The sequence below is a fragment of the Candidatus Hydrogenedentota bacterium genome (assembly GCA_035416745.1).
Classification (GTDB): Bacteria; Hydrogenedentota; Hydrogenedentia; order Hydrogenedentales; family SLHB01; genus UBA2224.
The window spans coordinates 75592-101752 of record DAOLNV010000006.1 but is presented as its reverse complement, the minus strand read 5'-3'; the positions used below and the strand labels follow the sequence as shown (position 1 = coordinate 101752).

The 26161-nt window shown below is 62.9% G+C and carries 20 protein-coding genes; 6 read left to right on the top strand and 14 right to left on the bottom strand.

Features of this window, described 5'->3' with window-relative positions:
• The first annotated feature begins 67 nt into the window (after positions 1-67).
• Together PLJ71_04100 and PLJ71_04095 are read left to right on the top strand one after the other, a co-directional pair.
• A complete protein-coding gene (locus PLJ71_04100; protein ID HQM47843.1) occupies positions 68-3235 on the top strand; it encodes a DUF6259 domain-containing protein in 3168 nt (1055 codons plus the stop codon).
• The gene (locus PLJ71_04095; GenBank protein ID HQM47842.1) at positions 3232-4023 is read left to right on the top strand and encodes a ComF family protein; all 792 of its coding nucleotides are present in this window, start codon (positions 3232-3234) and stop codon (positions 4021-4023) included. Before PLJ71_04100 ends, PLJ71_04095 begins: the two co-directional genes overlap by 4 nt.
• A 36-nt stretch (positions 4024-4059) precedes the next feature.
• On the opposite strand, the gene PLJ71_04090 is transcribed toward PLJ71_04095, so the two are convergent.
• On the bottom strand, positions 4060-4248 hold the full coding sequence (locus PLJ71_04090) for a hypothetical protein (protein ID HQM47841.1): 189 nt from the start codon (positions 4246-4248) through the stop codon (positions 4060-4062).
• Positions 4249-4908: 660 nt separating this feature from the next.
• Here PLJ71_04090 and PLJ71_04085 point away from each other — a divergent pair.
• Positions 4909-6243 carry a sulfatase gene (locus tag PLJ71_04085; protein ID HQM47840.1) on the top strand — a complete coding sequence of 445 codons (1335 nt, stop codon included), beginning with the start codon at positions 4909-4911 and terminating at the stop codon, positions 6241-6243.
• Between the two features lie 149 nt (positions 6244-6392).
• On the opposite strand, the gene PLJ71_04080 is transcribed toward PLJ71_04085, so the two are convergent.
• The 6 genes from PLJ71_04080 to PLJ71_04055 form a co-directional block, all read right to left on the bottom strand.
• The gene (locus tag PLJ71_04080; protein ID HQM47839.1) at positions 6393-7970 is read right to left on the bottom strand and encodes an SPFH domain-containing protein; all 1578 of its coding nucleotides are present in this window, start codon (positions 7968-7970) and stop codon (positions 6393-6395) included.
• Position 7971: 1 nt separating this feature from the next.
• The gene (locus tag PLJ71_04075; protein HQM47838.1) at positions 7972-8667 is read right to left on the bottom strand and encodes a hypothetical protein; all 696 of its coding nucleotides are present in this window, start codon (positions 8665-8667) and stop codon (positions 7972-7974) included.
• 382 nt (positions 8668-9049) lie between these two features.
• The gene (locus PLJ71_04070) at positions 9050-9796 is read right to left on the bottom strand and encodes a hypothetical protein (protein ID HQM47837.1); all 747 of its coding nucleotides are present in this window, start codon (positions 9794-9796) and stop codon (positions 9050-9052) included.
• Positions 9797-9849: 53 nt separating this feature from the next.
• Positions 9850-10410 carry a hypothetical protein gene (locus PLJ71_04065; GenBank protein HQM47836.1) on the bottom strand — a complete coding sequence of 187 codons (561 nt, stop codon included), beginning with the start codon at positions 10408-10410 and terminating at the stop codon, positions 9850-9852.
• Complete coding sequence (locus PLJ71_04060) at positions 10407-11087, bottom strand: hypothetical protein (GenBank protein HQM47835.1); 681 nt, start codon at positions 11085-11087, stop codon at positions 10407-10409. Before PLJ71_04060 ends, PLJ71_04065 begins: the two co-directional genes overlap by 4 nt.
• Before the next feature lie 203 nt (positions 11088-11290).
• Entirely contained in the window at positions 11291-11875 is a 585-nt protein-coding gene (locus tag PLJ71_04055; GenBank protein HQM47834.1) for a hypothetical protein, read from the bottom strand.
• 325 nt (positions 11876-12200) lie between these two features.
• On the opposite strand from PLJ71_04055, the gene PLJ71_04050 reads away from it, so the two are divergent.
• A complete protein-coding gene (locus PLJ71_04050) occupies positions 12201-15212 on the top strand; it encodes a discoidin domain-containing protein (GenBank protein ID HQM47833.1) in 3012 nt (1003 codons plus the stop codon).
• Between the two features lie 93 nt (positions 15213-15305).
• Here the strand turns inward: PLJ71_04050 and PLJ71_04045 are convergent, their stop codons facing one another.
• The 3 genes from PLJ71_04045 to xseA form a co-directional block, all read right to left on the bottom strand.
• Positions 15306-16118 carry a polyprenyl synthetase family protein gene (locus tag PLJ71_04045; protein ID HQM47832.1) on the bottom strand — a complete coding sequence of 271 codons (813 nt, stop codon included), beginning with the start codon at positions 16116-16118 and terminating at the stop codon, positions 15306-15308.
• An 86-nt stretch (positions 16119-16204) separates the two neighbouring features.
• On the bottom strand, positions 16205-16507 hold the full coding sequence (locus PLJ71_04040; GenBank protein ID HQM47831.1) for an exodeoxyribonuclease VII small subunit: 303 nt from the start codon (positions 16505-16507) through the stop codon (positions 16205-16207).
• Positions 16500-17855, bottom strand: coding sequence for an exodeoxyribonuclease VII large subunit (xseA, locus tag PLJ71_04035; protein ID HQM47830.1), 1356 nt, complete (start codon positions 17853-17855; stop codon positions 16500-16502). Before xseA ends, PLJ71_04040 begins: the two co-directional genes overlap by 8 nt.
• 171 nt (positions 17856-18026) lie before the next feature.
• Here xseA and dapA point away from each other — a divergent pair, with 171 nt between their 5' ends.
• Positions 18027-18899 (top strand): 4-hydroxy-tetrahydrodipicolinate synthase, encoded by an 873-nt coding sequence (dapA, locus tag PLJ71_04030; GenBank protein HQM47829.1) that lies wholly within the window; start codon positions 18027-18029, stop codon positions 18897-18899.
• 25 nt (positions 18900-18924) lie between these two features.
• Positions 18925-19722: a 4-hydroxy-tetrahydrodipicolinate reductase gene (dapB, locus tag PLJ71_04025; GenBank protein HQM47828.1), complete on the top strand. Its 798-nt coding sequence runs from the start codon at positions 18925-18927 to the stop codon at positions 19720-19722.
• Between the two features lie 36 nt (positions 19723-19758).
• Here dapB and PLJ71_04020 read toward each other — a convergent pair whose 3' ends face one another.
• The 4 genes from PLJ71_04020 to PLJ71_04005 form a co-directional block, all read right to left on the bottom strand.
• A complete protein-coding gene (locus tag PLJ71_04020; protein HQM47827.1) occupies positions 19759-20793 on the bottom strand; it encodes a Gfo/Idh/MocA family oxidoreductase in 1035 nt (344 codons plus the stop codon).
• Positions 20794-20942: 149 nt separating this feature from the next.
• Positions 20943-22268 (bottom strand): DegT/DnrJ/EryC1/StrS family aminotransferase, encoded by a 1326-nt coding sequence (locus tag PLJ71_04015; GenBank protein ID HQM47826.1) that lies wholly within the window; start codon positions 22266-22268, stop codon positions 20943-20945.
• A gap of 87 nt (positions 22269-22355) precedes the next feature.
• On the bottom strand, positions 22356-24554 hold the full coding sequence (locus PLJ71_04010) for an alpha/beta fold hydrolase (protein HQM47825.1): 2199 nt from the start codon (positions 24552-24554) through the stop codon (positions 22356-22358).
• A gap of 73 nt (positions 24555-24627) precedes the next feature.
• A complete protein-coding gene (locus tag PLJ71_04005; GenBank protein HQM47824.1) occupies positions 24628-25947 on the bottom strand; it encodes a glucose-1-phosphate adenylyltransferase in 1320 nt (439 codons plus the stop codon).
• Positions 25948-26161: the final 214 nt, after the last annotated feature.

Here is a 26161-nt window from a genome sequence, read left to right as displayed (position 1 = left end):
CACTCGGGCGGCTCGCTGCTCCGGCCAAAGCGTGCATTTGGGGTTCGCGGCGCGCAATAATGCCCATATGCACGAGAGAAGAACTCTTACCCATGCCGCGGGGGCGTTGTGTTTCATTGGCGGACTGGTCTGCGCCGGTTTCGCCGCGGAAACAGGGCGCGAAGTCCTTGCCTCTTCCCGCCTGAAGGCGGAGTTTGAGAATGGGGCAGTGGTTGTGCTCTCTGACGCCGAAGGACGTGTCTTTGCGGCCTGTGAGAACGGCGTCGAGACGCTCCCCTGTCTGCATCGCATTGACGAGACCGTTCCCGGAGAACAGGCCCGGTCATGTGAGCCCGAAGAGAGCGCGGGAACAAAGACGTGGACGCTCTCCGGCTTCGGGAAGCTGCCGGGGACGCGCGTGCGGACGACTGTATCCGCCGACGCGGACGAGCTCGTCATACAACAGCAAGCGGAGTGTCCTCAAAAAGGACTGTGGGGCGTCGAGTGGAGCGTTCCGGGGATTCCGTTGGACCAGAATATCATCGTGCCCGGACACTCGGGCGTTCGCCTGACCGCCGCCACACCGGGCTCGTGGTTCACTTTTGACTACCCGATGTCGTGGGAAGCGCAATTGGTGATTGTCGAGGGCGAGGGCGCCGGCTTTTACGTCTGGGCACGCGACCCGGACGCACGATTCAAACGCCTGGCAGTCGAGCGCAGCCGCACGGGATGGCGCCTGCGGTTCGTGTCCATGGCCTATGCGCCGTTTGAAGAGACCGCCGGGCTCACATCCCCCGAGTGGCGCATCGGCGCCTATACCGGCGACTGGCGGGTCCCGGCGCGCCGGTACCGCGACTGGATGGTGCGCGAGTTCGCGCCCACCCGGCTCGAAGAACAGCAACCGGCGTGGCTCAAGGACATCCGCTGCTTCGTCATCACGGGGCTCGACCTCGAGGGCCTCGAGAACCTCGGGAAAAACCTCGACCCCGCGCAGACCATCGTGTATGTGCCGGGGTGGCGGTCACAGGGGTACGACCGCGACTATCCCGACTACGACGAGGTCATCGACGGCGTGAGGCCATTCATCGAACACGCCCACGCGCTCGGGTTCAGGGTCATGCTGCACGTGAATTACTTCGGCGTTGACCCCCTGAACGCGCTCTACCCCCAATTCGAGCCGTATCACGTGCGAAGCCCCTGGGGAAAACATGAAAAGGAATGGTGGCTGTGGACACGCGCCAAGCCCGAGATCAAGTTCGCCTACATCAATCCCGCATGTAAGGCATGGCGCGACCTGTTCGTCGAGCGGATGTCGCGATTGTGCGCGGAATACGCGGTCGACGCGCTTCATCTCGACCAGACCCTGTGCATTTACAACGATCAAAACGGCCGCATCGACGGCATGACCATGGCCGAGGGCAACATCGCCCTGCACCAACAGCTCCGGCAAGCCCTGCCCGGGGTGGCCTTGAGCGGCGAAGGCCTGAATGAGATCACGTATCGCCACGAGGCGTTCGCCCAACGCCATGCCTGGGGGGTCCACCATTCCGAGGGCACTTGGGACCGGGCCCTTCTGGCTGCGGCGCATCCCGTCGCTTCATACCTGTTCCGCCCCTACACGATCATCAACGGCTACCTCGGCTGCGCTCCTCCCGCCTCAGGCCAGCTGTATGCGGCATGGAACGAGGCCTACGAGCACTGGGGCGTGATCCCGACCTTCAAACCCTCCCCTGGCAGCTTCGAGCGGCCCGCCGGGTTCGAGCGGCAGTTCCGCGATGAGACAGCCTTCTGGTTCGAGGCCCGCCCCGAAATCGCCCTCGAGGACCCTTGGCCCGAAACCACGGCGTTCCCTTACCGGACCAAAGCCGGAGACCCCATCGTCCGGACAACGGATCACCGCCTTGTGGCGGGCGGCCGGGTCGTCTCGCAAACCATATCCGAAGCGGAAGAGGTCGCGCTTCCCGGCACGATCCCCGGCTGGCGGGCGTACGACGACACGCGCCTGTTCGGCCTGGACCCCGAGGCGTGGTATCCCTATTTTGGCAACCCGCGCGACCTGGCGGCGCCCCATCTGGCGGCGTTGCCCGAAGCGTTTCGCCCCACGAGCATCATTCTGGACGGCGGGACCGGCATTGTGCGGACGGAGCAGCGGGGAGGGGTCGTGGCCGATATTGCGGCGCTGCTGGGTGAAGCAGACCGCGGCGCGCGGCTCCTCGACGGCTCGCAACACGCGCTCGAGGGTGACGGGACCTCTCCGGACGGGGCCTTTTTCGAACCGCACGGAAACGTGCTCCACGCCCACCCGCCATGGAAACAAGGCACGGGCGAAACGTACGCCCGGCTCGAAATCGCCTTGCCCAAGACCGGCAAACTTCTATTCGAGTCCACCGTAGGCATGGACAAAGGAGCCGTGGGACAAACGGACGGCGTCACCTTTTCCGTCCGCGCCGAATCGAACGGGGAGACGTTTGACGCGTCGGTACACACGGACGCGGCGGAACCGGTCCCGCTGGCGCTCGATTTGACGCCGTGTGCGGGCCGCACCATCGCCCTCGAACTCAGCGTGAACCCCGGCCCCGCGAACAGCCCCAGTTTCGATTGGGCCCGCTGGTACGACGCCCGAGTGAGCCAGCGGCTGTGTGCAACGGGCACTCTCGTGCTGGCTGGAACCCTTTCGTACACACACGCCGCAGCCGGAGGAGAGCTGGTTCCCATACAGGGGACCGGAACCGGTCTGGCCGTGGACGTGCCATTACCGGGCGCCGCGTACTTCATCAGCGGAAACCCGATACCAGTCACGCTGCCCGGCGAACTCGCCAGTCGCCAATTCGAAACCGTTTTTGCGGGCTCCCTGGGCCAACGCCTGGAAGCCCCTCCGCATGCAACAGCCAGGCCCGCGAACGGCCAGGTCAACGGAGCCCCCGTGACCGGCTTGTTCGTGCATCCGCCCAACGAAGGCGTGACGGTGGTCGTGTTTTTCCTGGTACTCCCGTCAGCGCCGTCGCTGTTCGAGGCGTTCGTGGGGCTCCGCGACGGCGCAGAAGAATCCAACGGCGTCGAATGCGCGGTCGAGGTAAATGGCCTGGAGATGGTCCGTTCGCGCGCCCGTCCCGGAGACGGCCTTGTCCCGATGCGGGCCGGCCTCGAACGGTGGGCCGCCAAACCCGTGGTGTTGACGTTGACCACCGATTCGGCGGGCCCGTACAACTGCGACTGGGTCATGTGGGCAACTCCGCGCATTTGCGAGGCGCCATGAGCCTGGCACGGGGCGAACTCTGGCACGAGTGGAAGCTCGCCGCGAAGAACTTGGTCTTCCCCATCTTCTGCCAGGAGTGCCGCCGCCGGTTATTGACCGACGAGAACGGCTACTTCTGCGCCACGTGCTGGGAACTGATGCCGCGTATCGAGCGGCCGTTCTGCACCGTATGCGGACGGCCTCATCGCGCCGCCGTGGGACTCGGAACGCGCTCGAACTTCCCCTGCGGGAGGTGTCTCGCGGGGGGGCCGGACCGTCCCGTGCGCCGAACATACGGTGTGGCGCGGTACGAAGGCGTGATGGAAGCCGCCGTCAAACTCCTCAAATTCCACGGGAAACAGCGGCTTGCAAGGCCCCTTGGGGAACTCATGGTTGCCTTTGCCGGGGAAGAGTTGGAGTGCGACCGGTACGATATGCTGGTACCGGTGCCCCTGCATGCCGTGCGCGAACGCGAGCGCGGCTTTAACCAGTCCCGGCTGCTGGCCAGCGAGGTCGCCCCGGCCTTCCCACGGGCCGAGGTCGCTCACGCGCTGCGCAGAATCCGGCCCACTCGAGTTCAAAGCACCCTTCACGACCCGAGGGAACGCCACAAGAACATCGCGGGAGCGTTTGCGCTTAATGAGAAGGCCCCTCCCCCCAGAGGCCACGTGCTTCTGATAGACGATGTCGTGACAACGGGATTCACCGTAGCGGAAAATGCCACAATCCTGCTGAAAGGAGGCGCGGACAGCGTTGATGTGTTTGCGCCAGCCCTCGCGGTGCTCCGCGCTGGACCGGCCGAACGCTAGCCCCCCGCACGAGAACAGCCCAGGCCCCTGCGCTTCCTAACGGATGTCCGCGGTAAGCGACTTAAGCAGGCCCGAAATGCCGCTGATACGCTTGAGGCGGACATCCGTGAGATCCAGACGCTCCAGCTTTTCGCGCGCTTGCTGTTCGTTGCTAGCGACAATTGTGCCTGATTCCGACATCTCCTCGCGATTCTTGACGACCGCTGAATACTTGAATACGGCCACGATCATCCTCCTGGCTATCGCACCGACGGATTCGCATTCCAATACATCCCACGCACCAGATGAAACAGTGAATGACGCCCCAATGCCAGGAATCAATATAACATCATAACTGCGTACATAACGCGCTAAGAATATGTCTAATAACGGAAAAAATACTATCAAATCGGCCCTGCATTGTCAAGCCCGATTGTCGTTTTGCCTACATGTCTTGTCAGGTCAAACCCTTATACACCCTGTAAGGGATTTGCCTACATGCTGAGCGGACCGGGAGCGAGGAGTTTCAGCCGCGAAAATCACGCATGCCGGCGCGCGTCCGCTCGAAAAAGGCCATCCAGCCGGTCGGCGGCCCCAAGTGCGCCATCTCTCAACTCGGTGACCCGGGTCGCGGAGCCTTGCCTGGCTGCCGGAACGGGCTGAACACTCGCGCCACAACGAGGCCCGGCCCTTTCAGTGCGCATAGGCTATGACCGATTTGGCGCCGTTCACCCCAGGGATTCCTGAGAGCGGGATTGCCCGTCGAGGACCCGCCCGCAGGCGAAATCACTTGCACCAGCCCTTCCTGTCGTGCTACACGATCGGGCTGCATGCCGCCCGCCGAGCTGGTTCGAGCGCATTACCGCCGGGGGGACACTGGCGGGGCAAGCCGAAATGGAACAACGTATGAGAGCATCTTTGAACGTCGTTTTAGTTGTCGTGGACACGCTGCGGGCGGACCACCTTGGCTGTTACGGGTACCACCGGAACACGTCGCCCAACCTCGATGCGCTCGCCCGCGAATCCGTGGTCTGCGAGCAGCACATCGCGTCCGCCATCCCCACGCATCCGGCCTTTGCCACGCTGGGCAGCGGACAGTATTCGGTCACGCACGGCATCGTGGCGCATGGCGGCAGGGTGCCCTTGCGCAATACGGTCCCCTGGCTGCCCGCCCTGCTTCAAAAGGCCGGTTATACAACGTGCGCCATCGACAACCTGGCCCCATGGCACCAGGGATTCGGCCGCGGCTATGAGTACTACATCGACCCCGCTTCGCGCCGCCCCCTGAGCATCAATTGCGACAACCGCGACATCAACAACCGCGCCCTCCCCTGGCTCGAGCAGAACGCCGAGGAACCCTTCTTTCTGTTCATCCACTACTGGGACCCGCATACGCCCTACATGCCGCCCCGGGCGTACCGGCGGCTGTTCTACGACCGGGGGAAAGACCCCTGCGACCCCGCCAACACCTCGCTCGAGAAGCTTGCCAGGCATCCCCTGGGAAAAGTCTGGAGCGAGACCTGGCTCAACAAACTCGTGCGCGGCAAGACCGTGACCGACGCCGAGTACGTCGAAGCCTTGTACGACTCCGAGATCCGTTATTGCGACGAGGGCATTGCCCGGGTCATCGAAACTCTCGACCGGCTGGGTCTGTTGGAGCGCACGCTGCTTGCCGTCACCAGCGACCACGGGGAAATGATGTTCCGCCACGGCATCTTCTTTGACCACCACGGACTCTACGAGGGAACCGTGCACGTGCCGCTGATCATCCATCATCCGGATCTCAGGCCCGGCCGCGTGGCGCAGTTGACCGCCCACGTCGATCTCGCTCCGACCATCGTGGCCCTTTGCGGGCTCGAGGCGCCCAAGGAGATGGAGGGACTCTCGCTCGTATCGCTCCTGGAAGGAACGCGCGACAAGCCTGTGCGCGAGTTCGTGGTCTGCCAGGAATGCACCTGGCAGATGAAATGGGGCCTGCGCACGCTCGACTACAAATTCATCGTGGCCCGGCAACCGGATTTCTACGGCACGCCGGCGCGCGAGTTGTACGACCTTCGCGAAGACCCCCGCGAGTTCCGCAACGTGGCGGAGGAACGGCCGGACGTTGCCCGGAGGTGCGAAACAACCATCGAGAACTGGGTAGCGGAAAAGATGCGCGCTAAAGGGCTCACCCGCGATCCCCTTCTCGCGCACGGCCTGACCCTCGGCAGACAGTGGCAACGCCGCCGCGCAAGAAGTTAACCCCTGACACGGCTCTCGCGGCGGGCCTTCCCTGTATTCGGTTTGTCCCGCCGCGAGCTTTTCCAAGACGTTTCCATTTGCTCTGTGGAAGCAAGGCCGCGCGACCCCGGGGGGAGACGCGCGGCCCGGATATTCAGTTGACGCGCTGTTTACGCTTCGGGCGCTCCGCTTTTGGCTTCTCTGCCGGCCGGTTCCTTGGCGGCCGGGGCCTCGTTCGCGCTGTCAGGCGTCAGCTTCGCCAGGTATTCGGGGACCTCGATGCCGCCGATCTCTTTCATGACCTGCAACATCGGCGGCAGGGTATGTGACAGGTTTCGAAGGAAGTTGGAGGTATTGCTTCCCTGGCCGTCGCCGCCGTTTTCCCAGACGACGACCTTGTCGAACTTGATGTTCGAGATGGCCTGGGCCGAGGTCTGGGCCAGCGTATCGAGGTGTTCGAGCATGAGCAGCTGGAAGGCCTCGTGGGCGCCGCCGCACGCTTCGATGATGCGCCGCAGACCGTCGCCTTTCCTGGCCAGCATTTCGAATTGCCCCTTGGCCTCCGCTTCAAGTTTGGCGAAGATGGCCGCGGCCTGGCCTTCGGCTTCGATGCGGCGTTTCTCGGCTTCGGCCTCGGCCTCGACGATGGTCTTGGCCTTCTGGGCCTTGGCCGGAGCCTCCAGTTCGGCGCGGCGCGTGGCTTCCACGCGTTCGGCGTCGGCGATGGCGGCTTTGGCCTGAGCACGGTATTGAGCCTCGAGCACGGCTGCCTCAGCCTCGCGCTTGCGGGTCTCGCCGAGCTGGTATGCCTCAGCTTCTTTGACCTGCAGACCCGCGTTGGAACCGGCCACGGTGGCTTTCGCTTCGTTTTCGCCCGCGATGGCCGCCGCATTGGCCCCCGCAACGCGCACGCGCATCTCGCGCTCGGCGTCTTTCACGGCTGCGTCGCGCTGGAAAGCGGCCTGTTGTTCGCCGACAGTCTGTTCCTTGGCCAGTTCGGCGATGCGCACCGCCTGGTCGCGCGAGGCGGCACGCGTGCCGATCTCGCGTTCTTTGCTGGCTTCGGCGACACTGACCACCTTGTCGCGTTCGGCTTCCGCGACGCGGATTTCACCGAGCTTCACCTCCTCGGCCACATCGCCGCGGGCCTGCTGGATCGCCTGTGAAGCGGCCTTCTGCCCGATGGCCTCGATGTAGCCCGACTCGTCGGTGATGTCGGTGATGTTCACATTGATCAACACCATGCCGATCTTGCGGAGTTCAGGTTCGAGAGAAGACTGGATGTTGTGCAGGAACTTGTCGCGATCGCGGTTGATGTCCTCGATGCTCATCGAGGCGATCACCTGGCGCAACTGTCCAAAGATGATGTCTTCCGCCTGATGCTTTATCTCCTGCGCGTCCAGACCGAGCAGGCGGATGGCCGCGTTCTGCATGATCTCGGGCTGGGTGCCAATGGCTACCGTGAACACGCTGGGAACACTGACGCGGATGTTCTCGATAGACAGCGCGTCCTTGAGCGGAATCGCTATCTGGAACGGTTCCAGGCTGAGATACGCAAAGTCCTGAAACAGCGGCATCACGAATTTCGCCCCGCCGTGAATGCACCGGGCCGGGGTGTTGCCGGTTCCCTTACCGTAGATTACGAGCACGCGGTTACTCGGGCACCGCTTGTACCGGCTGGTAAGCAACAGCAGAATGCTGAGGAAAAATACAATTACCAGCCCAATCATCAGGACGACGTACGGCATGTCAGTGTTTCTCCTTCCCCTCGGGGACCGAAGCGACCTCCAAGGTGTCCGGCCCAATAATGCCAACCACCATGACGGGCGCCCCGGTCGGCAGCGCGCCGCCGTCCGTCATGGCAAGATACTCCATGGTGCGGTTCTGTACTTTCACGGTCACCTTGCCGGCGCCGGAGCGCTTGCCCGGTATGCGCAAGTAGACGGAGGCCGGCAGCCCGACAGCGCTTTCGATGTGCACGTTGCCTTCGGAATCGATGCTGTAGAGCAGGCGCATGAGCCATGCGACGATGACCATGGCCACCGCTCCGGCTCCGCACGCCACTACGAACGCTATGTAAGGCGGCGCGCCGCCCGCATCCATGGCCAGGCCCGCCAGCCCGAAGAACGCCAGCGCGGCAACGACCGACCGCACCGACAACACGCTGAAAAACCACGACGAGCCGTGATCGTGAACGTCATGGCCGTGGGCGGCATCCAGGTGGCCGTCCGCGCCCATATCGTGGTCGCCTATGGCGCCGCCATCATGGTCGCCTCCAAATTCGAAGTGCTGGTCGCCAAACGAAACGTCATGCTCGCCGCTGAAGTCCACGGAATGACCGTCGCCAATGTCGTGGCCGAAACCCACCCCGAAGAGAAGCAAGATGAACTGAACGACCAGAACGGTGCTCCCGAGTGTGGCGCAGATGATGAAGACCGTAATCATGTCTGGCCCTCCTTATGTCGTGCCTCTGACGCGCATCGCGCAATCGCACGCTCCCGCGGCGCAACAACCCCTTGCGCAAGTCTAGCGCGTCCATACAGGGAAAAGTCAATGGCATTCAGCCACATGGTATTGCTCCGCGCACGAGACCTCGCGCGCCCGTGGTTCAATCTCCACCGCCTGTAATTACACCGGGCAAGGCGGATTATTCGCCGGATGAGGAAGTCGCCTCGCGGCAGGTCCCGCCAGACCTGGCGGGCAGACAGATATCTGCTTCGGGCGATTCTGCTTACATACTTCATCTCGCGAGATTAAGGGGCATGCCAAGTGCACGAATTCTGGTCAGAATTGCTGATAGGTTTTGCCGTGGCGTCCCGTGCCAGGGTCAGGGCTCTCTGTTCCCCGCGGTTTCCCCCTCCTCGATAACCTTCCTGAGGTTTTGGACGAACTGCTCAAAAACCTCCTGCGTGCAGTTCTTAGGCAACTCTCGCGTCTGCTCGATAAGGGCCTGGAGTTTTCGCGCTTTGTCCATTTCGCCGGCGTACCCATACGCAACGGCGAGGTTGTACGTGACCAGGAAATCGCGCTTACGGGGCGGTCGCGCCTCGCCAATGCGGATCGCGCCAGCGAAATCACCGGACTCGATTTTGCTCGCCATACGGTTGCCCGCGCCGTACTTTATCGTGAAATACACGTACCCAGCCACAAGAATGCCCACGAGCACGAGGAACGACAAAACAGACACGGAGAGCCACCCCACGGTCTTGTCAAATTTCCGCGCCAGAACATCAGGCGGCAGACCCGTGGTGCGGGAAACGACTATCGAGACCAGGACATCCGCCGCCATGATGCCAGCCATGAGCATCGCCACAAAGCGAAAGGCGCGGACATCGAACCGCTCCCGATTCCTTCGATAGAAATAGACGTGCAGGGCCACCGCTATCAGAAGGCTGATTGCGGCAAAGGTAAGCGTGAAGTACAAGGTGTCCCCGTGCCGTTCCCAATTGCCCCCGAAGATGGCCTGCGCCTCAGGAGGCAAGAACTCGATACACAGCATCATGGCCGCCATCAAGTAGAAAACAAGACAAAAGATGAAGGTCGGCACGGGATTCTTGCTGCTCTGCTCGCTCACGTCATCAGTCCTCTGCTCCGCATAAACCTTCGGCCAATCCTCTCGAGAACCGCCTACGCGCTCGACCATGGCGCATACCAGAGAACCTCTCCATCGCGAACCACTGCGAACCCGCAGTGCGCGGCATGTTCGTAGTACCACACTTCACTCGGCTCCCATTGCTGCAAATAGTCGTACTTGATGTCGAACTTGGCGATGTACGGGGTTTCATCCAAGCCGAGCGCACAGCAGCACCGGGCAATCATCGCGTGCGCTTCTTCCCGAGTCACCGGCACGACAAGCGCCCCCTGCACCTCCGCCAACTCCCGCCGATGCTCTTCACGGCGGACTGCGTCCCGGTGTCTTTCTATCCATGAGCACACTGCCAAGAACGGGAGGAACACCGCTCCTGCCCCGCAGGCCCACATAGGGGGAATGCCCCAAAGTCCCTCTTCCGGCGGGGAGAGTACATCGAAAATAGCAAGAAAGAAGACGGTTATGTACAACACGGACGCGCACGTGAAAAACCAATGGGGCCGACACAAAAACCGCGCGATAGGACGGAACGGCGCCAACACCGTGTCCATGACCCTCGAAACAGAACCCCACACCGCACCGCACACGGCCCGTATCATTGTCCGTGCTTCTTTTCCGCCGTCGGCATCCAGCGCAGGACGAGGTAATCGCGTTCGTCAAAGGCGGCTTTCAACGCCGCGGCGAAGGCCGGGCTCAACTCGGTGTCCGGGATATGCCAATGGCCGATAAACACGTCATTGGACCCATTGTCTCCTTCGAACTGATCCGCAATCTGCCGCATATCGGATTTCGGGAAACGGCCGAGGTACGTGCAGGCCCCGGCGTCGTAGATGTCCACCGTGTCGCCGTCGGCCGCGTCAAGGTCCTGGGGCGGCGGAGTGTCGAATACGCCCGGGTGGTTGAGAGCATTTCGTATGCGCAGTTCCTCTTCATCGGCTGCATGGCGGCGTTTCCTGCGCTCCTGAAAGACATACCCGATGGCCCACGCCGCCAGGGCCGGGATAGCCCACACGGCGGACCGGGTCATGAACAGGACAGCCAAACACGCGAGAAACACACAGATCACCGCAGTGTCCACGATGGAAGACCTGCTGGACCCGGACCCTCGTCCTCTCGGGCTTCTTCGAAATATCCCCCGGCCCGTCAGGCCGGCCAGGATCACAATCGCGACGGCGGCTATCAGCAGGGTGCCGATTGGGTCTTTCAACACGGTTGCGCCGGGCTCCTCCGCCCCGCCAAGGGCAAATCGCGCAATGATCGGAATCGTGTCTCGCATTGTCTGAACCTCACATCAGCGACCCCTCGGGTCGCGAAGACCCGCCCGGCTCCGCCATGTCACAGCGGCTCGGGACAGACCACGCGGTCTTGCTTCGCAAAACCTTGGGTCAGTCCCTCGCCCACAATTTTGTTGCCCGCATCAGGTTTTGTTTTTTTCTCCCGTGTGCCGATGTATTGATCGCGAAGTTCCTCAAGCCCCTCCTATCCCTCTTGCGACGGATTCTCCGGGTCCAGATATTCACCAAGAGAGCAGTCAAACAAGGTCCATTTGTTGGGATTGGCGACCCGCATCAACGCCTTGATGGCCTCGCCTCCCCCGCGTACGTGGACCAGGAATACCCCATCTTCCTCCTGGCCGCCCAGTTTGAATCTGAACGAGAAACCGTCGCCCTCGTATACGCCCAATTTCGGGTCGGACCAGTCGACCCCCGGCAAGTGCGCGTCGATCCTGGCTCGAACATCCTCGTCGGCGCCCATTGGCTTGGGTTCCTTCTCCCCTTCCGCTTCATCCTGCGGCGGAGGGTCGCCCCCAAAATTCATCACCAACACATCCCAGCTCGTGTCCTTTACTGCCTTCTGCACCCAGCGCGCATTCGGAAACAGGACAAAACACAACCCCGTCATCACAGAGAGCGCAGCCAGCCACCATCCCTTAAAGGACGTTCCGGGGAATACATCGTCCCCTAAGATGAGATACGCGAGAATGCCAACGGCAATCATGCCCCCGCCCGCAAACCGGGCCAGGTGTGCGCGGCGCTTCTGACTGGCTTGCTCATCGTTCTGCACGGACGCAGCGCAGCCCCCTCTCGAGACGAACTTGCCCGCAATCGGCCCACCGCGGCCCTGGCCGCTTTGGCCTTATCGTCCCCTATCCATACTGTCTGCCCACAAACACTATAACAGGGAAGTTTAGCCGCAACCAGAGGCCAGGACAAGCTTGAAGGGGATAGCGCGGCGCCCGCGCCGGATGCGGACAATCCTCCGCAAGAGGCGAATGACCAGCAGGTGGGACAAGAAAATCGCCGAATTCGACTCCGGCCACTTCACGCGGTATATTTCCCTCCAAAGCGAATTTGGACCAGAACACGTCCATGACGCAAGGGTAGACCATATGACAACACAATGGCGCTGTCGTTCCTGGCTCGTTCATTGGGTTGAACAGGCGCTTTGTGCCGCCCTGCCGGTGTCCGCTGCGTTCACGCTCGTGTTCCTGGCCGGAGCCGCACAGGCCCAGGCCCTGCAGGACCTCGTCGAGGCGGATTGGGCCGCGCAGGACGAACAGTTTGCCCTGAAGGCCCTCGAAGAGCCCCATGCGAACGAGGAAACCCTTCCCACCAACGAGAAGGGCGTCACGAGCGTACAGGACGCCGCGGGCGGCTGCGACGGGGTCAAGAACGGCAAGCTTGGGTTCCACACGGCGAGCAAGGAGACAGAGCCCTGGTGGCAGGTCGATCTGGGCAAGCTCGTCGAGTTGGACCGCGTGGTGGTGTTCAACCGCACCGACGGCAACAACGCACCCCGCACCAGCAATATCCGCGTGCTCGTTGCGACCGGGACGGGTGGCGACGAGTCTCTCCGCCCCAGCGACCGGTGGACCTTCACCGAAATCTACGCGCATGACGGGCAACCCTTCTTCGGGGTGAATGAGAACGCCCCGCTCGTCGTGGACCTGCGCGGCAAGAACATCACGGCCCGCGTGGTCCGCCTGCAGGTGCCCGGCCAATGTTCGTTCGCGCTCGACGAGGTCGAGGTATATGGCAAAGACGCTCCGGATACCAATATCGCCCTGCACCGCCCCGCTGACCAGAAGAGTGTCAGCCCCTATTCGGTCGCGGAAATAGAAGCCGCGCCGCAAGAACAAATGCCCTCCGAAATCGCCGGCGCGGACCGCTTCTCGCTGGACCACAGCGCCAAGGTTCTTGAACGTACCGGCCAGCTTGCCGCGCGGCTCCTCACAAAGGCCGGCGAATGCGGCGATACCGATGCCGCCGCCGCCCTCGAAGCCTTGCTGGCCAGTAAGGACAGGCTTGCCGCGGAATTGAAGCAGTTAGAGGCCGCCGGGGATGCAACTCTCGATGCCCGGAAAGAATTCTATTTCGAATGCCGCCGCCTGTTGCGTGCCGTCGCCTTCGAGAACCCGTTGCTCGGCATCGACAGGCTTTTGTTCATCAAGCGGCACGATCCCGGCGGGTTGTTTCACATGTGCCACCAATACTACGGGTTCACGGCGAAAGCCGGCGGCGGACTGTTCGTGCTCGAGGACCCCTTTGGTCCGAATCCCCGGGCGCGCGGCCTGCTCGAGAACGCCGTGGTCGAGAACGGCCGTCTGGCGGGCCAGCCCCTGACGCCCGGCTCGTTCCTGTCGCCCGAGGTTTCGTTTGACGGCAACACGATTCTCTTCGCATACACGCAAGCCCAGGGCGAGTATCCCGAGTGGTCGCCGCGAAGCAGTTACCATATCTTCAAGGCCAACAGCGACGGCACGGGCTTGACTCAGCTTACCGACGGCGATACAAACGATTTCGACCCGTGTTTCCTGCCGAACGGCCGGCTCGTGTTTGTGTCGGAACGGCGCGGAGGCTACCTGCGCTGCGGCGGGTCGGCGCCCCCGCTGAGTTCGCCGACCTATACGCTGCACTCGATGGCCCGAGACGGGTCGGATATCATCTGCCTGAGTTTCCACGAGACACACGAGTGGCACCCCAGCGTCACCAACGACGGGATGCTCGTTTACACCCGGTGGGACTATGTCGACCGCGACACCAACGTTGCCCACCACATCTGGACCTGTTACCCCGACGGCCGCGACCCGCGCGCGTTTCACGGCAACTACCCCCTCGAGCGCGAGAGCCGGCCCTGGATGGAGATGAGCATCCGCGCCATTCCGGGTTCGAACCGGTTCGTGGCCACGGCGGCCGCACACCACGGCCACGCGTTCGGGTCCCTCGTGCTCATCGACCCGCGTATCGAAGACGACCGCGCCATGGCGCAACTCACGCGTCTGACGCCCGAGGTGCCGTTGCCCGAAGCCGAAACACCGGTCAAAGCCATCCGGGAATTCATGGTCTACGGCACCGCGTGGCCGTTGAGCGAGGATGATTATCTCTGCGTGTATGACGCGGCGTGCGCGAACCGCGGCATCTATTGGCTCGACCGTTTCGGAAACCGCGAACTGATCTACCGCGACCCCGAGATCTCGTGTCTGAGCCCGATTCCGTTGCAGCCGCGGCCCGTGCCCCCCGTGATCCCCGACGGGACAACGCAGGCCGCTGGTAACGAACCGCGCCCCGCGACGGTCGCCGTGATGAACGTCTACAACAGCGATTTTCCATGGCCCGAGGGCGTGAGGATTCGCGCGCTGCGCATTGTCCACGTGCTGCCAAAAACCACGCCGCCGAGCAACAAACCTCGCATCGGCGTAGCTAGCCAGTCCAACGCGCGCGCGGCGCTCGGCACCGTTCCCGTCGAAGCCGACGGCTCGGCCTTTTTCGAGACGCCCGTGGGCAAGCTCATCTACTTCCAAGCCCTCGACGATACCGGCATGGCGGTGCAGTCCATGCGTTCCGGCACGTACGTGCATCCCGGCGAGCAACTCTCCTGCCAGGGGTGCCACGAGTCCAAGCACCGGGCCTCCACGCCGCCCATGGAGGCGGCGCGCGCCCCCCAGGCACTGCGCAGAGCGCCTTCGCCCATCCAGCCCGAACCGGAAGGCTCGAACCCCTTCAGTTATGTGCGTCTCGTTCAGCCCGTGCTTGACCGGCACTGCGTCGAGTGCCACCAGCGCGAAAATGCCCTGGACCTGCGCGGCGTCATCGAAGGAGAGCACGGATGGACCCGCTCATACGCCAATCTTGCCAAAGACTACGGTTTCTATTTCGACTCGGGGAGGGGCTCCATCCGCTCGAAAGAACACGGGGGCAGCCGTACCGTGGCTGGACGGTTCGGCGCCCGCGCCGCGGCTTTGCTGCCCTACCTCACCAAGGAGCATTACGACACCAAGCTGTCCGCCGAGGAGTTCCACCGGCTCGCCCTGTGGCTCGACTGCAATTCCGAATTCTACGGCGCCTACGAAAACACCGAGGCCCAAGCCCGCGGGGAAATCGTCCAACCCTCGCTGGATTGAGGCCAGAATCCGCTCCGATGCGGACACGGGCGCGCGCGCCGCGGCGCAGAGGATAGGCGCGTTTGTGGTGCCATGCCGCGAGCGGGGCCCGTGCTATTTGTCGCGTTCGATGATAAACCGCGCCAGCGCGCGGAAGTCATCGGCTTCGGGCCCGAATCCGGCAAGCGAGGCGAGGGCTTCCTCGACCGCCTCGCCCGCGAGGGCGCGCGCACGGTCCAGTCCCACCAGCTGTGGATAAGTCGACTTGTGTTTGCTGGCATCGCTGCCAACGCGTTTGCCGATGGTGGCTTCGACCCCAACCACGTCGAGGATATCGTCGGCGATCTGAAACGCGAGCCCGATGGCTTCGCCGAATCGCGTCAGTGCGGCAAGTGTTTCGGCGTTTGCGCCGCCCAGCATGGCCCCTGCCCGAACGGAGGCGCGGATCAGCGCGCCCGTCTTGTATGCGTGCACATGGCGAAGCTGTTCGAGGGTGAGCCGCTTGTTTTCGCTCTCGAGGTCGATCACCTGCCCTCCAACCATGCCCGCCACACCCGCGGCTTGAGCGATCTCGCGAACCACCGCCGCGCTGCCGGACTGTGCGGCGGCGTCAAAGGCCATGGTGAGCAGGGCGTCGCCGGCAAGGATCGCGTTCGCCTCGCCAAACACTTTGTGCGCCGTGGGTTTGCCCCTTCGCAGGTCGTCGTCATCCATGCAGGGCAGGTCGTCGTGCATGAGCGAGTACGTGTGGATCATTTCGAGGGCGCACGCGGCGGGCATGGCGGCCGCGTCGTCGCCCGAGACGATCTCGGCCGCGCCGAGAACCAGGGCGGGCCGCAACCGTTTTCCCCCCGCGAACAGGCTGTATTCTGCAACCTTGCGGAGGGTTTCCGGGGCATCGGTCCAGCTGTCGCAGAGCGCATGCAGAGCCCGCTCCACTTTGGCGGATTTCTCCCCCAAAAACGCTGCCGCAACGGCCTTGGCGGCCTCCGGATTCTCGCTGTCAAAGGGACTCAAAACAGCATTTCTCCCTCTTCGCCAGGCTTGTCGGGCTCGCCGGACTCCTCAGACTCGCCGGACTGGTCAGATTCGTCTTCCTCGCCGAACGGCTGGGCCTCGAGTTCGCCGTCGGCGTTCTTCATGAGGATCTCGATCTTCTTTTCGGCGGCACTGAGGGCCTTCTCGCAGCGGCGGCCCAGCTTGATGCCTTCCTCGAATTTCTTGAGCGATTCATCAAGGGAGAGTTCGCCCTCTTCCAGCGCCTCGACGATCTGTTCAAGTTTTTCGAGGTCTTTTTCGAATTTTGGTTCAGCCATTTTCGGTTTCCTCGACCTGTTTCACGCTGGCGGTTGCCGCGCCTTGTGCAAACCGTAACGACAACTCATCTCCGGGCGCAAGGATCCCGGCATCCCGTACGACGGCGCGTTCGGGCAACTTGTATGCCAAGGCGTAACCCCGGCCCAGCACGGCAAGAGGGCTGAGCGCGTCAAGCTGCGCCAAAAGAGGCCGGAGACGGCCCCGGCCGCGTTCAACCGTGGCGGCGCCCGACTGCCACAACCGCTGCCGGAGAACCACTAACCGCTCCAAGGCGCGGCGCAACCGCTGTCTCGGCGACAACAGGCCCAGCGAGCGGACCAGCCCCGTCAGCCGGTGCCGCTCGTCCTGCACGCGGCCGCGTAACAGGCGGTCGAGGGTCATGCGCATTTCGTCCAGCCGTTGGCGGCGCTGCCGGACCAGTTCCTCGGGGCGGCGGAACACGAAAGACGCCCGCACCACATCCATCCGGTTGCGGAAGGCGCGAACCATCTGCGCCGTCGCCGCGGCCATTCGCTGCCGCAGCATCTGGAGCGTCTCGATGAACTCGCGCTGTTCGCGAACGACCAGCTCGGCCGCCGACGACGGCGTCGGCGCGCGCAGGTCGGCCGCAAAATCGGTCAGCGTGAAATCGATCTCGTGGCCCACCGCCGAGATGATCGGGGTCTGGGCCTGGTATACCGCCCGAACCACGATCTCCTCGTTGAAAGGCCACAAATCCTCAAGCGACCCGCCGCCGCGGCCCACGATCATCACGTCCACGCCCATGGCGTCGAGCACGCGAATCCCCTCCACGATGTCCTCCGCCGCTTCGTCGCCTTGAACGCGCGCGGGATACAGGAGCACATGCACGTTGGCGAACCGCCGGTGGAGCACGTTGAGGATGTCGCGAATCGCGGCCCCCGTGGGCGAGGTGACGATACCGATGCGCCGGGGAAGCAGCGGCAGCGGCTTCTTGTGTTCCTCGTCAAACAGCCCCTCCGCCTGCAGCTTCTTCTTGAGCTTCTCGAAGGCGAGCTGGAGAGCGCCCACACCTTTCGGATGCATCTCGTCGCAGACTATCTGGTAGTTTCCGCGCCGCTCATATACCGTAACCTGCCCGAAAACAATGACTTCCAGCCCGCTGTCGGGGGTGAATTGCAGCTTCATCATGCGGCCCTTGAACATGACCGCGTCGATCTGGCTGAACTTGTCTTTAAGCGTGAAGTAGGCGTGCCCTGCGGGCGACACGCGGAAATTCGAGATCTCACCGGAAAGCCACACGTAACTGATCTCGCGTTCAAGGAGTTCCTTCACGCGCCGGGTCAGTTGGCTCACGCTCCAGATTTCGGGTGTCTCGATGTCGGGCATGGCCACGATTGTACCCGATCCCGCCCCGCCCGAGAAAAAAACCCCCGCGCATAGGTGTAGCGTGGACCGCGCGGAATGTTTTACAATGGCGCCCAAGCTGGACGTTCCTCAATCACGGGACGCGGGCGGTCCAGACGCGGCAGGGGTGACAATTCACGAAGGAGATTCTACATGTTCCGTGGTTCAATTGTAGCGCTTGTGACGCCGTTCAAAGAAGATTTCGACATTGATTTCGAGGCGTACGGCCGCCTGATAGACTGGCAGCTGGAAAGCGGAACCGACGGCGTCGTGCCGTGCGGATGCACCGGCGAGGCCGCGACCCTGTCCCACGATGAACAGCTCCAGTGCATCCGATTCACCATCGAGCGGGTGGCCGGGAGAGTGCCCGTCATCGCAGGCACGGGCTCGAACAGCACGCGCGAAGCGCTCTCGTTGACGCGCAAGGCGAAAGAATCCGGCGCGGACGCCGCCCTCCTCATCACGCCTTACTACAACAAGCCCACGCCCGCGGGCCAGATGGCCCACTACACCACGATCGCGAAACAGGTCGACATCCCCATCGTGTTGTACAACGTCCCGGGACGTACCGCCACCAAGATGCTCCCTGCAACGATCGCCGACATGCACAGGGCGCAGAAAAACATCGTGGCGGTCAAGGAAGCATGCGGGAGCGTCGATCAGGTGTCCGAAATACGCAGTCTGTGCGAGATAACCGTGTTGTCGGGCGACGACAGCCTGACGCTGCCGATGATGAGCGTGGGCGCCACGGGCGTCATTTCCGTCGCGGCGAACGTGATGCCCGCGAAGGTCGCGGCCATGTGCGCGGCGTTTGATAAGGGCGATCTGGCGGAAGCGCAGAGGCTCCACTACGACCTGCTGCCGCTGTTCAAGGGATTGTTTCTCGAGACGAATCCCATGCCCGTGAAAGCGGCCCTGCACCGCATGGGCAGGATCAACAACGTGCTGCGTCTGCCCCTGGTGCCCATGCAGCCGGTGCTGTTCGAAAAGCTCGAGAGAATCTTGGAGCAGGTGGGCGCGATCTAGCACACCGCGGCGCGAAAGGGAAACGATGAAAATCTGCATGGCGGGCGCGTGCGGCCGAATGGGCCGGCGCATTCTCGAACTGGCCGCGGCAGCCAGCGACATCGAAATCGGCGGCGCCTTTGACGTCCCGGCATTCGCGGGAACCGAACTCGTTGTCGGCGCTGAATCGGGACATCCCCAGAAAGTACTGGTGTCAGCGGACCCCGCCGCGGAACTGGGCAAGTCGGATTGTCTCATCGACTTCACGGCGGCGGACGCGTGCGTTGAAAACGTCCGCGCGGCCACCGAAGCAGGGAAGCCCTCCGTGGTCGGCGCCACGGGGCTGACCGAAGCGCAACTGGCGGCGCTCAAGGAATGCGCGGTCCGCATGCCGCTCGTGTATGCGCCCAACATGAGCGTAGGCGTCAATCTCTTGTTCAAACTGACCAGCGAGGTGGCTTCGATCCTCGGCCTCGACTACAACATCGAGATCTGCGAGACCCACCACAACCAGAAGAAAGATAGTCCAAGCGGCACCGCGGTGCGGTTGGCGGAACGAGCGGCCCTGGCGCTGGGACTCGACTGCGCCAGCGACGTAACTCACGGCCGCCAAGGCATCGTCGGCGCGCGCCCGCGTAATCAGATCGGTATGCATGCCATTCGCGGCGGCGACGTAGTGGGCGAGCACACGGTGAGTTTTATCGGGCAGGGCGAACGCATCGAACTCACCCACAAAGCGCACAACCGCGACAATTTCGCGCGCGGCGCCATCGTAGCGGCGCGCTTCGTCATGAACCGCCGCCCCGGCCTATACGACATGCAGGACGTGCTGGGCCTGAAATAGCCGCGCCTCCGGCAGAAGCGCCGCCGCGGAGCTTTCTTACAGCGATACGGCGCAGCCAGTCTTGGCGGCTTCGTAACACGCGGCCAGCACACGCTGGCTCCAGAGTCCGTCGTCAGCGGAAACCGGGGGCTCCCGGTCAGAGACCACAGCCCGGGCAAAGGCTTCAACTTCCGCCCGGTACATATTCAACGGGTCGGGGGTGATCGCAATGCCGCTTCCGCCGGTCCGCGCCTGCTTGGCCTCGTATCCGGTGTCGCCGGATTCGAGATAGGCGGTCATTTCGCCGATCTCGCCCTGGCCTATGGTGCCTTCAGCGAGAATGCTGCCCCTCGAACCGTAGAGTTCGAGCCGGTTCTTCGAACTGCTGTCCGGCACATTGAACAAGTTGTCGACCATGCCTTTGGCGCCGTTCTCGAATTCGAGAATCACCACCGCCGTATCTTCGCTCGGGTAATCGTGCACAAGGTTGCCGATGAGGCATTGGACCCTCTGGGCGCGGCCATAGAACATCTCGAGCAGGTCAATACAGTGGCCGCCCATGTCCATCAGACTGCCGCCGCCGCTCTGCTCGGGATACTGGCGCCACGCGCCGGGGATCGGCGGGTACCAGCACGACAGTTGCGCCCGGGCCAGCACCGGCGTGCCGATCATGCCCTCGCGCACGAGCTTGAGCGCCTCCTGGTGCTGGGCATGGAACCGCATCATGAAAGCCGTGCCCAGTTTCACGCCGTTGTCCTCGCATGCCGCGATCATGCGTTCGGCCTCCTCGACGTCCATGCCCAGGGGCTTCTCGCAGAGAACGTGCTTGCCAGCCTGCGCCGCCCGTATCACCTGGCCGCAGTGCGTATTGGCCGGCGTGGCCACGTAGATGATTTCGCAATCGGACTCCAGGAGTGCATCTTCAGTGTCACAGGCCACCACATCGAACTCTTCGGCTACCTGATTGTTCACTTCGGCGTTCACGTCATAGACGGCCGTCAATTCCGCGTTACCCGCCGCCACGATCCCCTCCGGGATGGTACGACGCCGCGCAATGCCTCCGGAACCCCAGACTCCCCACTTCGTTTTCATGATTCGGTCTCCTGCGTGCTTCCCGATAGTGTGTTTTCACGTATCCTCTGAGCATAAACAACGCGTCCTCCATCCTCAAAGGGACGAGACACCCGCCCTTCCAGGCAGACATGGACGACTGCGCCACAAACACCGGCGGCGAGGCCTGCTTAGATGCCGCGCTTCATCTCGCCGACGGACTCGATCACCGCGCCGGCAAGGTAAGCCAATTGTTCGCTGCTGAAATCGTAAAGCGGGAGATGAGTGAACCGGTGCTGGAACGCTTCCTCCGCAACGGGGCACGTCTTCTCGATGGCGTCGGTGTCGTATCCCATCTGTTTCATCACGCTGAACTTGTACAGCGGGGCGAAATGGGGAATCTGCACGATGCCCCGGGCGTCGAGCTTCTTCTTGAGAGTCTTGATATCGCCGCCGACTTTGTCGGGGTCGATCTGCAGCAGGTACAGATGGTACGTGCTCTTGACCTTTGCGTCGTCGCCGGGCGGAGTAAGAATGCCCTCGACCTTGCTGAATCGCCTGTCAAGATACTGCGCCGCCTTCTTGCGTTTCGCGATGATCCGGGACAACCGTTTCATCTGCGACAGCAACCCGAGCGCCTGGATCTCGGTGGTCGAGTAGTTGCCCGTGAAGAAATAGCCCTCTTTCCCCTCAAACGCCGGCACATCGTACAGCCAGTTCGGGATCCGGCGCGTGAGGTCAAGTCCCAGAAACCGCGCGCGGCGAAGTTCCTTGCCGAAGGCAATATTCGACGCCAGGATGCCCCCTTCCCCAAGCGACGTGATGTTTTTGACCTCATGAAAACTGAACGACCCGAAATGCCCGATGGTGCCGAGCATCTTGCCGCGGTAGGACCCTCCGAACGCGTGGGCCGCGTCTTCAATAACCGTCACATTGTGTTTGCGCGCCAGTTTCATGAGCGGCCCCATGTCGACAGGGTATCCGCCGAGGTGGACCGGAATGATCGCCTTGGTGTTCGGCGTGATCTTGCGTTCCACGTCTTTGGGATCCATGTTGAGACTGCGCGGCTCAACGTCAGACAATACGACCTTGGCCCCAATCGAGAGCGGGTACGCGATCGTCGCGATAAACGTGATTGCGGGCGCGATAACCTCGTCGCCGGGCTTGAGCCCCGCATACTTGAACCCGATCTCGAACCCCGCCGTCGCGTTGGTGAGAAACACGGTGTGTTTCGCGCCAAGGAATTTCGCGATTTCCTCCTCGAGCGCCTGGACATTCCCCGCCAGGCTGAGTTTGCCGGCCGGCGTCGCAACCTTCCCCAGTTTCCGGAGCCGCGTCTCGAGCTTCTTCAACCGTGCGTCGTATTTTTCCTGTTTGTCCTCGGCCGGACGCAGCAGAAAGCGGACCAATGCCAGGATATCCTCCTCGCGCACATGTTCTCCCACCGCGGCCCACGGCACCCGGGCCGCGCCTGTGTCGTACCTGAAATCCGAGACCTTTTCCTTCTTGTCCGGCATGATGGCGTTCCTCCTTCGCGGTTTACGGGGCACCGCCGCCATTATAGCACCCGAGACCGGCAAATCGACGGGATTCGCCGCGCAGGCCTACACGGCTTGACGGGATTGAGCTTCGAGGCGCTTGTCTTCGAGGGCCCGTACGAATCTGCCGACGTGTTCGAAGACTTCGGCGCTGCCGGGACCGTTGACGATCCCGTGCCGCGCCCGTTCGAGCATGATCACCTCTTTTGCCTCGCTTCCCAGGAGTTCGAAGATGCGCCCTGCGCTGTTTGGGTGCACGGTGGGGTCGCCGTCTCCCTGGATGATCAACGCTGGCGCGGCAACATCGGGCAGCGCGCGTTCCATGGCCTTCATGACTTTGCCCAATTCGCTTACGCCCGCGATGGGGTTCCGGACATAGTTGATGTGCGGGTTCTCCGGTACGTTCTCGACGAACCAGGGAGCGTCGCGGCCGCTGAAAAGGTTCAGGAGCGTGTTCATGGTGACGATCGACGACGCCATGCGTGCGGCGTAGCTGCGCAACTCAAGCGGCGCCGAGATCGCGAAGACGCCGAGCGTGTCGGCCCGCATTTCCGCCGCCGCCAACAAGGCCAGCACGCCGCCCATCGAGAATCCCCCGAAGATCACGCTGTCGGTATACGACCGCACGATGGCGAACGCGCGGTCCACGGAGTCGCGCCACGCGTCCCACTTGGTCTGCGCGAGATCTTCGGGGGCGGTACCATGTCCTTTGAGCCGGGCGCCGTATACCAGGAACCCCTGTTCGAGAAGGTAGGCGCCCAACGCGCGAACCTCCAGAGGAGCGGCCATATAACCGTGAATCAGCACGACGCCTCCCCGGATGACCCGAGGAACAAGCAGAAACGGCGCTCCGACCTCTCTGGGTTTGCTCTCGCCCTCGAGCGCGTACCGGGCGTAGTCCTCCTCGAACATCGCGCGGTCCCCGTCGAGGAAATGCCGGCGCATTCGCAAGCGTACGATCTCTTCGGGAACCGCCGCCGCATGTTTCACGACGGCCGCCGCCTGATCCGCCGGTTCGAGTTCGTTGGCGAGCACGTACAGGATATCCTGGGTCCTGACGCTATGAAATCCGGCCGCGGAGGCTCGCAGATGACGCGTGCGAACGTACCGGCCCCCGCACTCGCGCAGTATCCCCTCCCGCACGGATAAGTCGAGAAAATCGCGCAGCTCGGGACATGCCCGCCCCGACGCCAGGCACGGGTATTGGGCCTCCAAACGCGGGTGCAGACGGTATTGCCCGCTCTCCTTGAGACGCCGGACGGCCAGAAACGCCCTGCTTCGCAGTTCGTATTCGGTGAAGGTGCGCGCGCCCTGGTGACGCAGCAGGCCGCCGAAAATGTGGTCATGGTTGAGAGTGGCCAGTCCGTAGATTGCTTCCATGTAGCGCAGCATCAGGCGGTGGGCGGCCTCCTCGAACATCGCTCTCGGCTCCGCGGCCAGGAGCTCAAGGTCTGAATCGCCGCAGGCCATCAGTCCGGCGTACTCGGGAGCTTCCAGAAACGTGCCTGCGTCGATCGGCGTGCCGAGCGTAATGTCGATGTCCGTATCGCGTGCAAGCACGGTGCCCTCGACGGACAGTTCTTCGATGGCGCGCGGGCTCAGATCCCGTATTGCGCGTTTGGCGAGGTTGAGAAACAGGTTGGCTTGCGGACGGAGCGGGAAATAGGTGATGTTGACCGGTACGATGACCGTGCGCTTGCGCAAGGGCTCGGCGGCGGACGCCAGGCCAAACCGGTCGAGGGTCTCGGCCAAGCCGGGTTGGCCGGGCCGTTTGGCCAGGCACGCGATCTTCCGGCGGTAGAACTCCGCCCGCAGGGCGAGAACGGCGGCCCCCCGGTGCGGCGGCCGAGGCTCTTCGCCCGAGAACACGGCGAACATGCCCCGTTCGTCCAGCACGCGCTTATCTTTGATCATGCGGCCTTCCGGAAAGATGATCCACGGGTGGTCGCCCACGAGAAGGCTGTGCAGGATGGTCTTGTCGCGATCCGGATCGCTCGTCGAGATGGCGCCCACCGAATGGAGGTAGCCGGCGATCCGGCCCTGAAAAAGTTCGGCGGCCGCCAGAGACCAGAGCTCCTGCCCCGCGTGCTTCTGGAACACATACGGCAGAAGAACGGTTTCGAGGCGCGTGAAATGGTTCGCTACGAGAATGACGGCCATGTCTTCGTCGAGGCAGGAGATGTTGTGCACGCGCACGGTCGCCTTGAGCAGCCGCGTGGCGGCATCGAGCATCCATTTCGTCGTAGTCAAGGCAAGCGATGGCATGGGTTGACGCCCGTCCTCACAAGGCTGTGTATCTCACCCCGCGCGGTCCGGCCCGTTCGCCCATGGCCGCGCTTCAGGCTTTTCCAATGACCGTTCCGTCGGGGATCGTGGCATCCTTCAGCACTACGACAATCCCGTCGCGAATCGCCCAGCCGTCGCCCGCCTGGTCGGGCAGGTTGTCGGCGGCATAGATGCGCACATTCTTGCCGATGCGGGCATTCTTGTCGATGATGGCCCCCTCGATGCGCGAGCCCTCGCCGATCCCGATAGGAATCTGGCCCGGCGCGGGAGCAACCTCGAAATAGTCGTCCCCCATGACGATGCTGCGATTGATGGTCACGCCGCGGCCGACCACGGTGCGAATGCCAATGATCGAATCAACAATGGTTGCGTCCTCGACACGGCATCCCTCGCAAATCATCGCGTTCCGTACGGTGGCATTTGTTACGCGCGCACCGGGCAAATAGCGGGCGCGGCTGTACACCACATGGCCGGGACGGTGAAACTCGAACGGCGGGTCGGGCTGCACCATGCGAATGCTGACCTCGTAGTACGACCGGACTGTCCCGATGTCTTCCCAGAACCCCGAGAAGAGGTGTGCGAAAATGGTCCGCTCGTGCAGCGACCTGGGCAGGACATGGTGGCCGAAATCGTTCCAATCGTGGTGTTCGAGCAGCAGGTCTCGCAGGAGACCCGCGTTGAACACGTAGATGCCCATCGACCCGAGGTAATCGCGCCCTTCCGATTCGAGGCCGAAGTCGTCGAACACGGCTTTGGGGGTGACGAGCTTCTCGAATTGACCGTCGTCGGACGGTTTCTCGACGAAATTAACGATTCGACCGCCCTGGTCCACCTGCAGCACGCCGAAAGCCCGGGCGGCGTCTTTGGCAACGGGCAGGGCCGCGATGGTGATGTCGGCGCCCTTGTCGATGTGGGTCTTCAGGATGTCCCCGTAATTCATACTGTAAAGCTGGTCGCCCGACAGGATGAGGAAATACTTGGCGTCGAGGATGCGGAAATGCCGCAGTTGTTTGCGGACCGCGTCAGCCGTGCCCTGGTACCAGTCGCCGCTCTGATAGGTCTGCTCGGCAGCAAGGATCTCGACAAACCCGTCCGAAAACGCGTCAAATTTGTATGTGTTGCTGACGTGGCGGTGAAGCGATGCGCTGTTGAATTGCGTGAGCAGGAAAACCCGGTTGATCCTCGAGTGAAGGCAGTTGCTGATCGGAATGTCCACCAGCCGGTACCGCCCGCATAAGGGCACGGCGGGTTTCGCGCGCTCGGAGGTCAGCGGCCGAAGACGGCTGCCTCGCCCGCCGCCGAGAACCAGGGCAACCACATCGCGGGTCATGTCAAAGGCTCTGGTAGAGTGGCCGCTGACGGAATCAGGCATTTCAAGACCTCATACGCTGCACGTGCCGGCGCCTGCGGCAGTCGCGGTAGAAACTCCAGGAAGCGCCCCTCTCGATGTGGTACGACTCACATCCCCAGACCGGGCCCGGCGGACTTCCCTTACTGGCTCTATCATGAACCAACCGGCCGTACGGGTACAAGCATGGCGCGACTCCGGAGGCATCATCCGCGCCAGTCCATCTGCAATCCCGGAG

What these genes read in the sequence shown, in the direction of transcription:
- PLJ71_04100 (HQM47843.1), top strand. Translation starts at nt 68, where the DNA reads ATGCACGAGAGAAGAACTCTTACCCATGCCGCGGGGGCGTTGTGTTTC.
- PLJ71_04095 (HQM47842.1), top strand. Translation starts at nt 3,232, where the DNA reads ATGAGCCTGGCACGGGGCGAACTCTGGCACGAGTGGAAGCTCGCCGCG.
- PLJ71_04085 (HQM47840.1), top strand. Translation starts at nt 4,909, where the DNA reads ATGAGAGCATCTTTGAACGTCGTTTTAGTTGTCGTGGACACGCTGCGG.
- PLJ71_04080 (HQM47839.1), bottom strand. Translation starts at nt 7,970, where the DNA reads ATGCCGTACGTCGTCCTGATGATTGGGCTGGTAATTGTATTTTTCCTC.
- PLJ71_04075 (HQM47838.1), bottom strand. Translation starts at nt 8,667, where the DNA reads ATGATTACGGTCTTCATCATCTGCGCCACACTCGGGAGCACCGTTCTG.
- PLJ71_04065 (HQM47836.1), bottom strand. Translation starts at nt 10,410, where the DNA reads ATGATACGGGCCGTGTGCGGTGCGGTGTGGGGTTCTGTTTCGAGGGTC.
- PLJ71_04060 (HQM47835.1), bottom strand. Translation starts at nt 11,087, where the DNA reads ATGCGAGACACGATTCCGATCATTGCGCGATTTGCCCTTGGCGGGGCG.
- PLJ71_04050 (HQM47833.1), top strand. Translation starts at nt 12,201, where the DNA reads ATGACAACACAATGGCGCTGTCGTTCCTGGCTCGTTCATTGGGTTGAA.
- PLJ71_04040 (HQM47831.1), bottom strand. Translation starts at nt 16,507, where the DNA reads ATGGCTGAACCAAAATTCGAAAAAGACCTCGAAAAACTTGAACAGATC.
- xseA (HQM47830.1), bottom strand. Translation starts at nt 17,855, where the DNA reads ATGCCCGACATCGAGACACCCGAAATCTGGAGCGTGAGCCAACTGACC.
- dapA (HQM47829.1), top strand. Translation starts at nt 18,027, where the DNA reads ATGTTCCGTGGTTCAATTGTAGCGCTTGTGACGCCGTTCAAAGAAGAT.
- dapB (HQM47828.1), top strand. Translation starts at nt 18,925, where the DNA reads ATGAAAATCTGCATGGCGGGCGCGTGCGGCCGAATGGGCCGGCGCATT.
- PLJ71_04020 (HQM47827.1), bottom strand. Translation starts at nt 20,793, where the DNA reads ATGAAAACGAAGTGGGGAGTCTGGGGTTCCGGAGGCATTGCGCGGCGT.
- PLJ71_04015 (HQM47826.1), bottom strand. Translation starts at nt 22,268, where the DNA reads ATGCCGGACAAGAAGGAAAAGGTCTCGGATTTCAGGTACGACACAGGC.
- PLJ71_04010 (HQM47825.1), bottom strand. Translation starts at nt 24,554, where the DNA reads ATGCCATCGCTTGCCTTGACTACGACGAAATGGATGCTCGATGCCGCC.
- PLJ71_04005 (HQM47824.1), bottom strand. Translation starts at nt 25,947, where the DNA reads ATGCCTGATTCCGTCAGCGGCCACTCTACCAGAGCCTTTGACATGACC.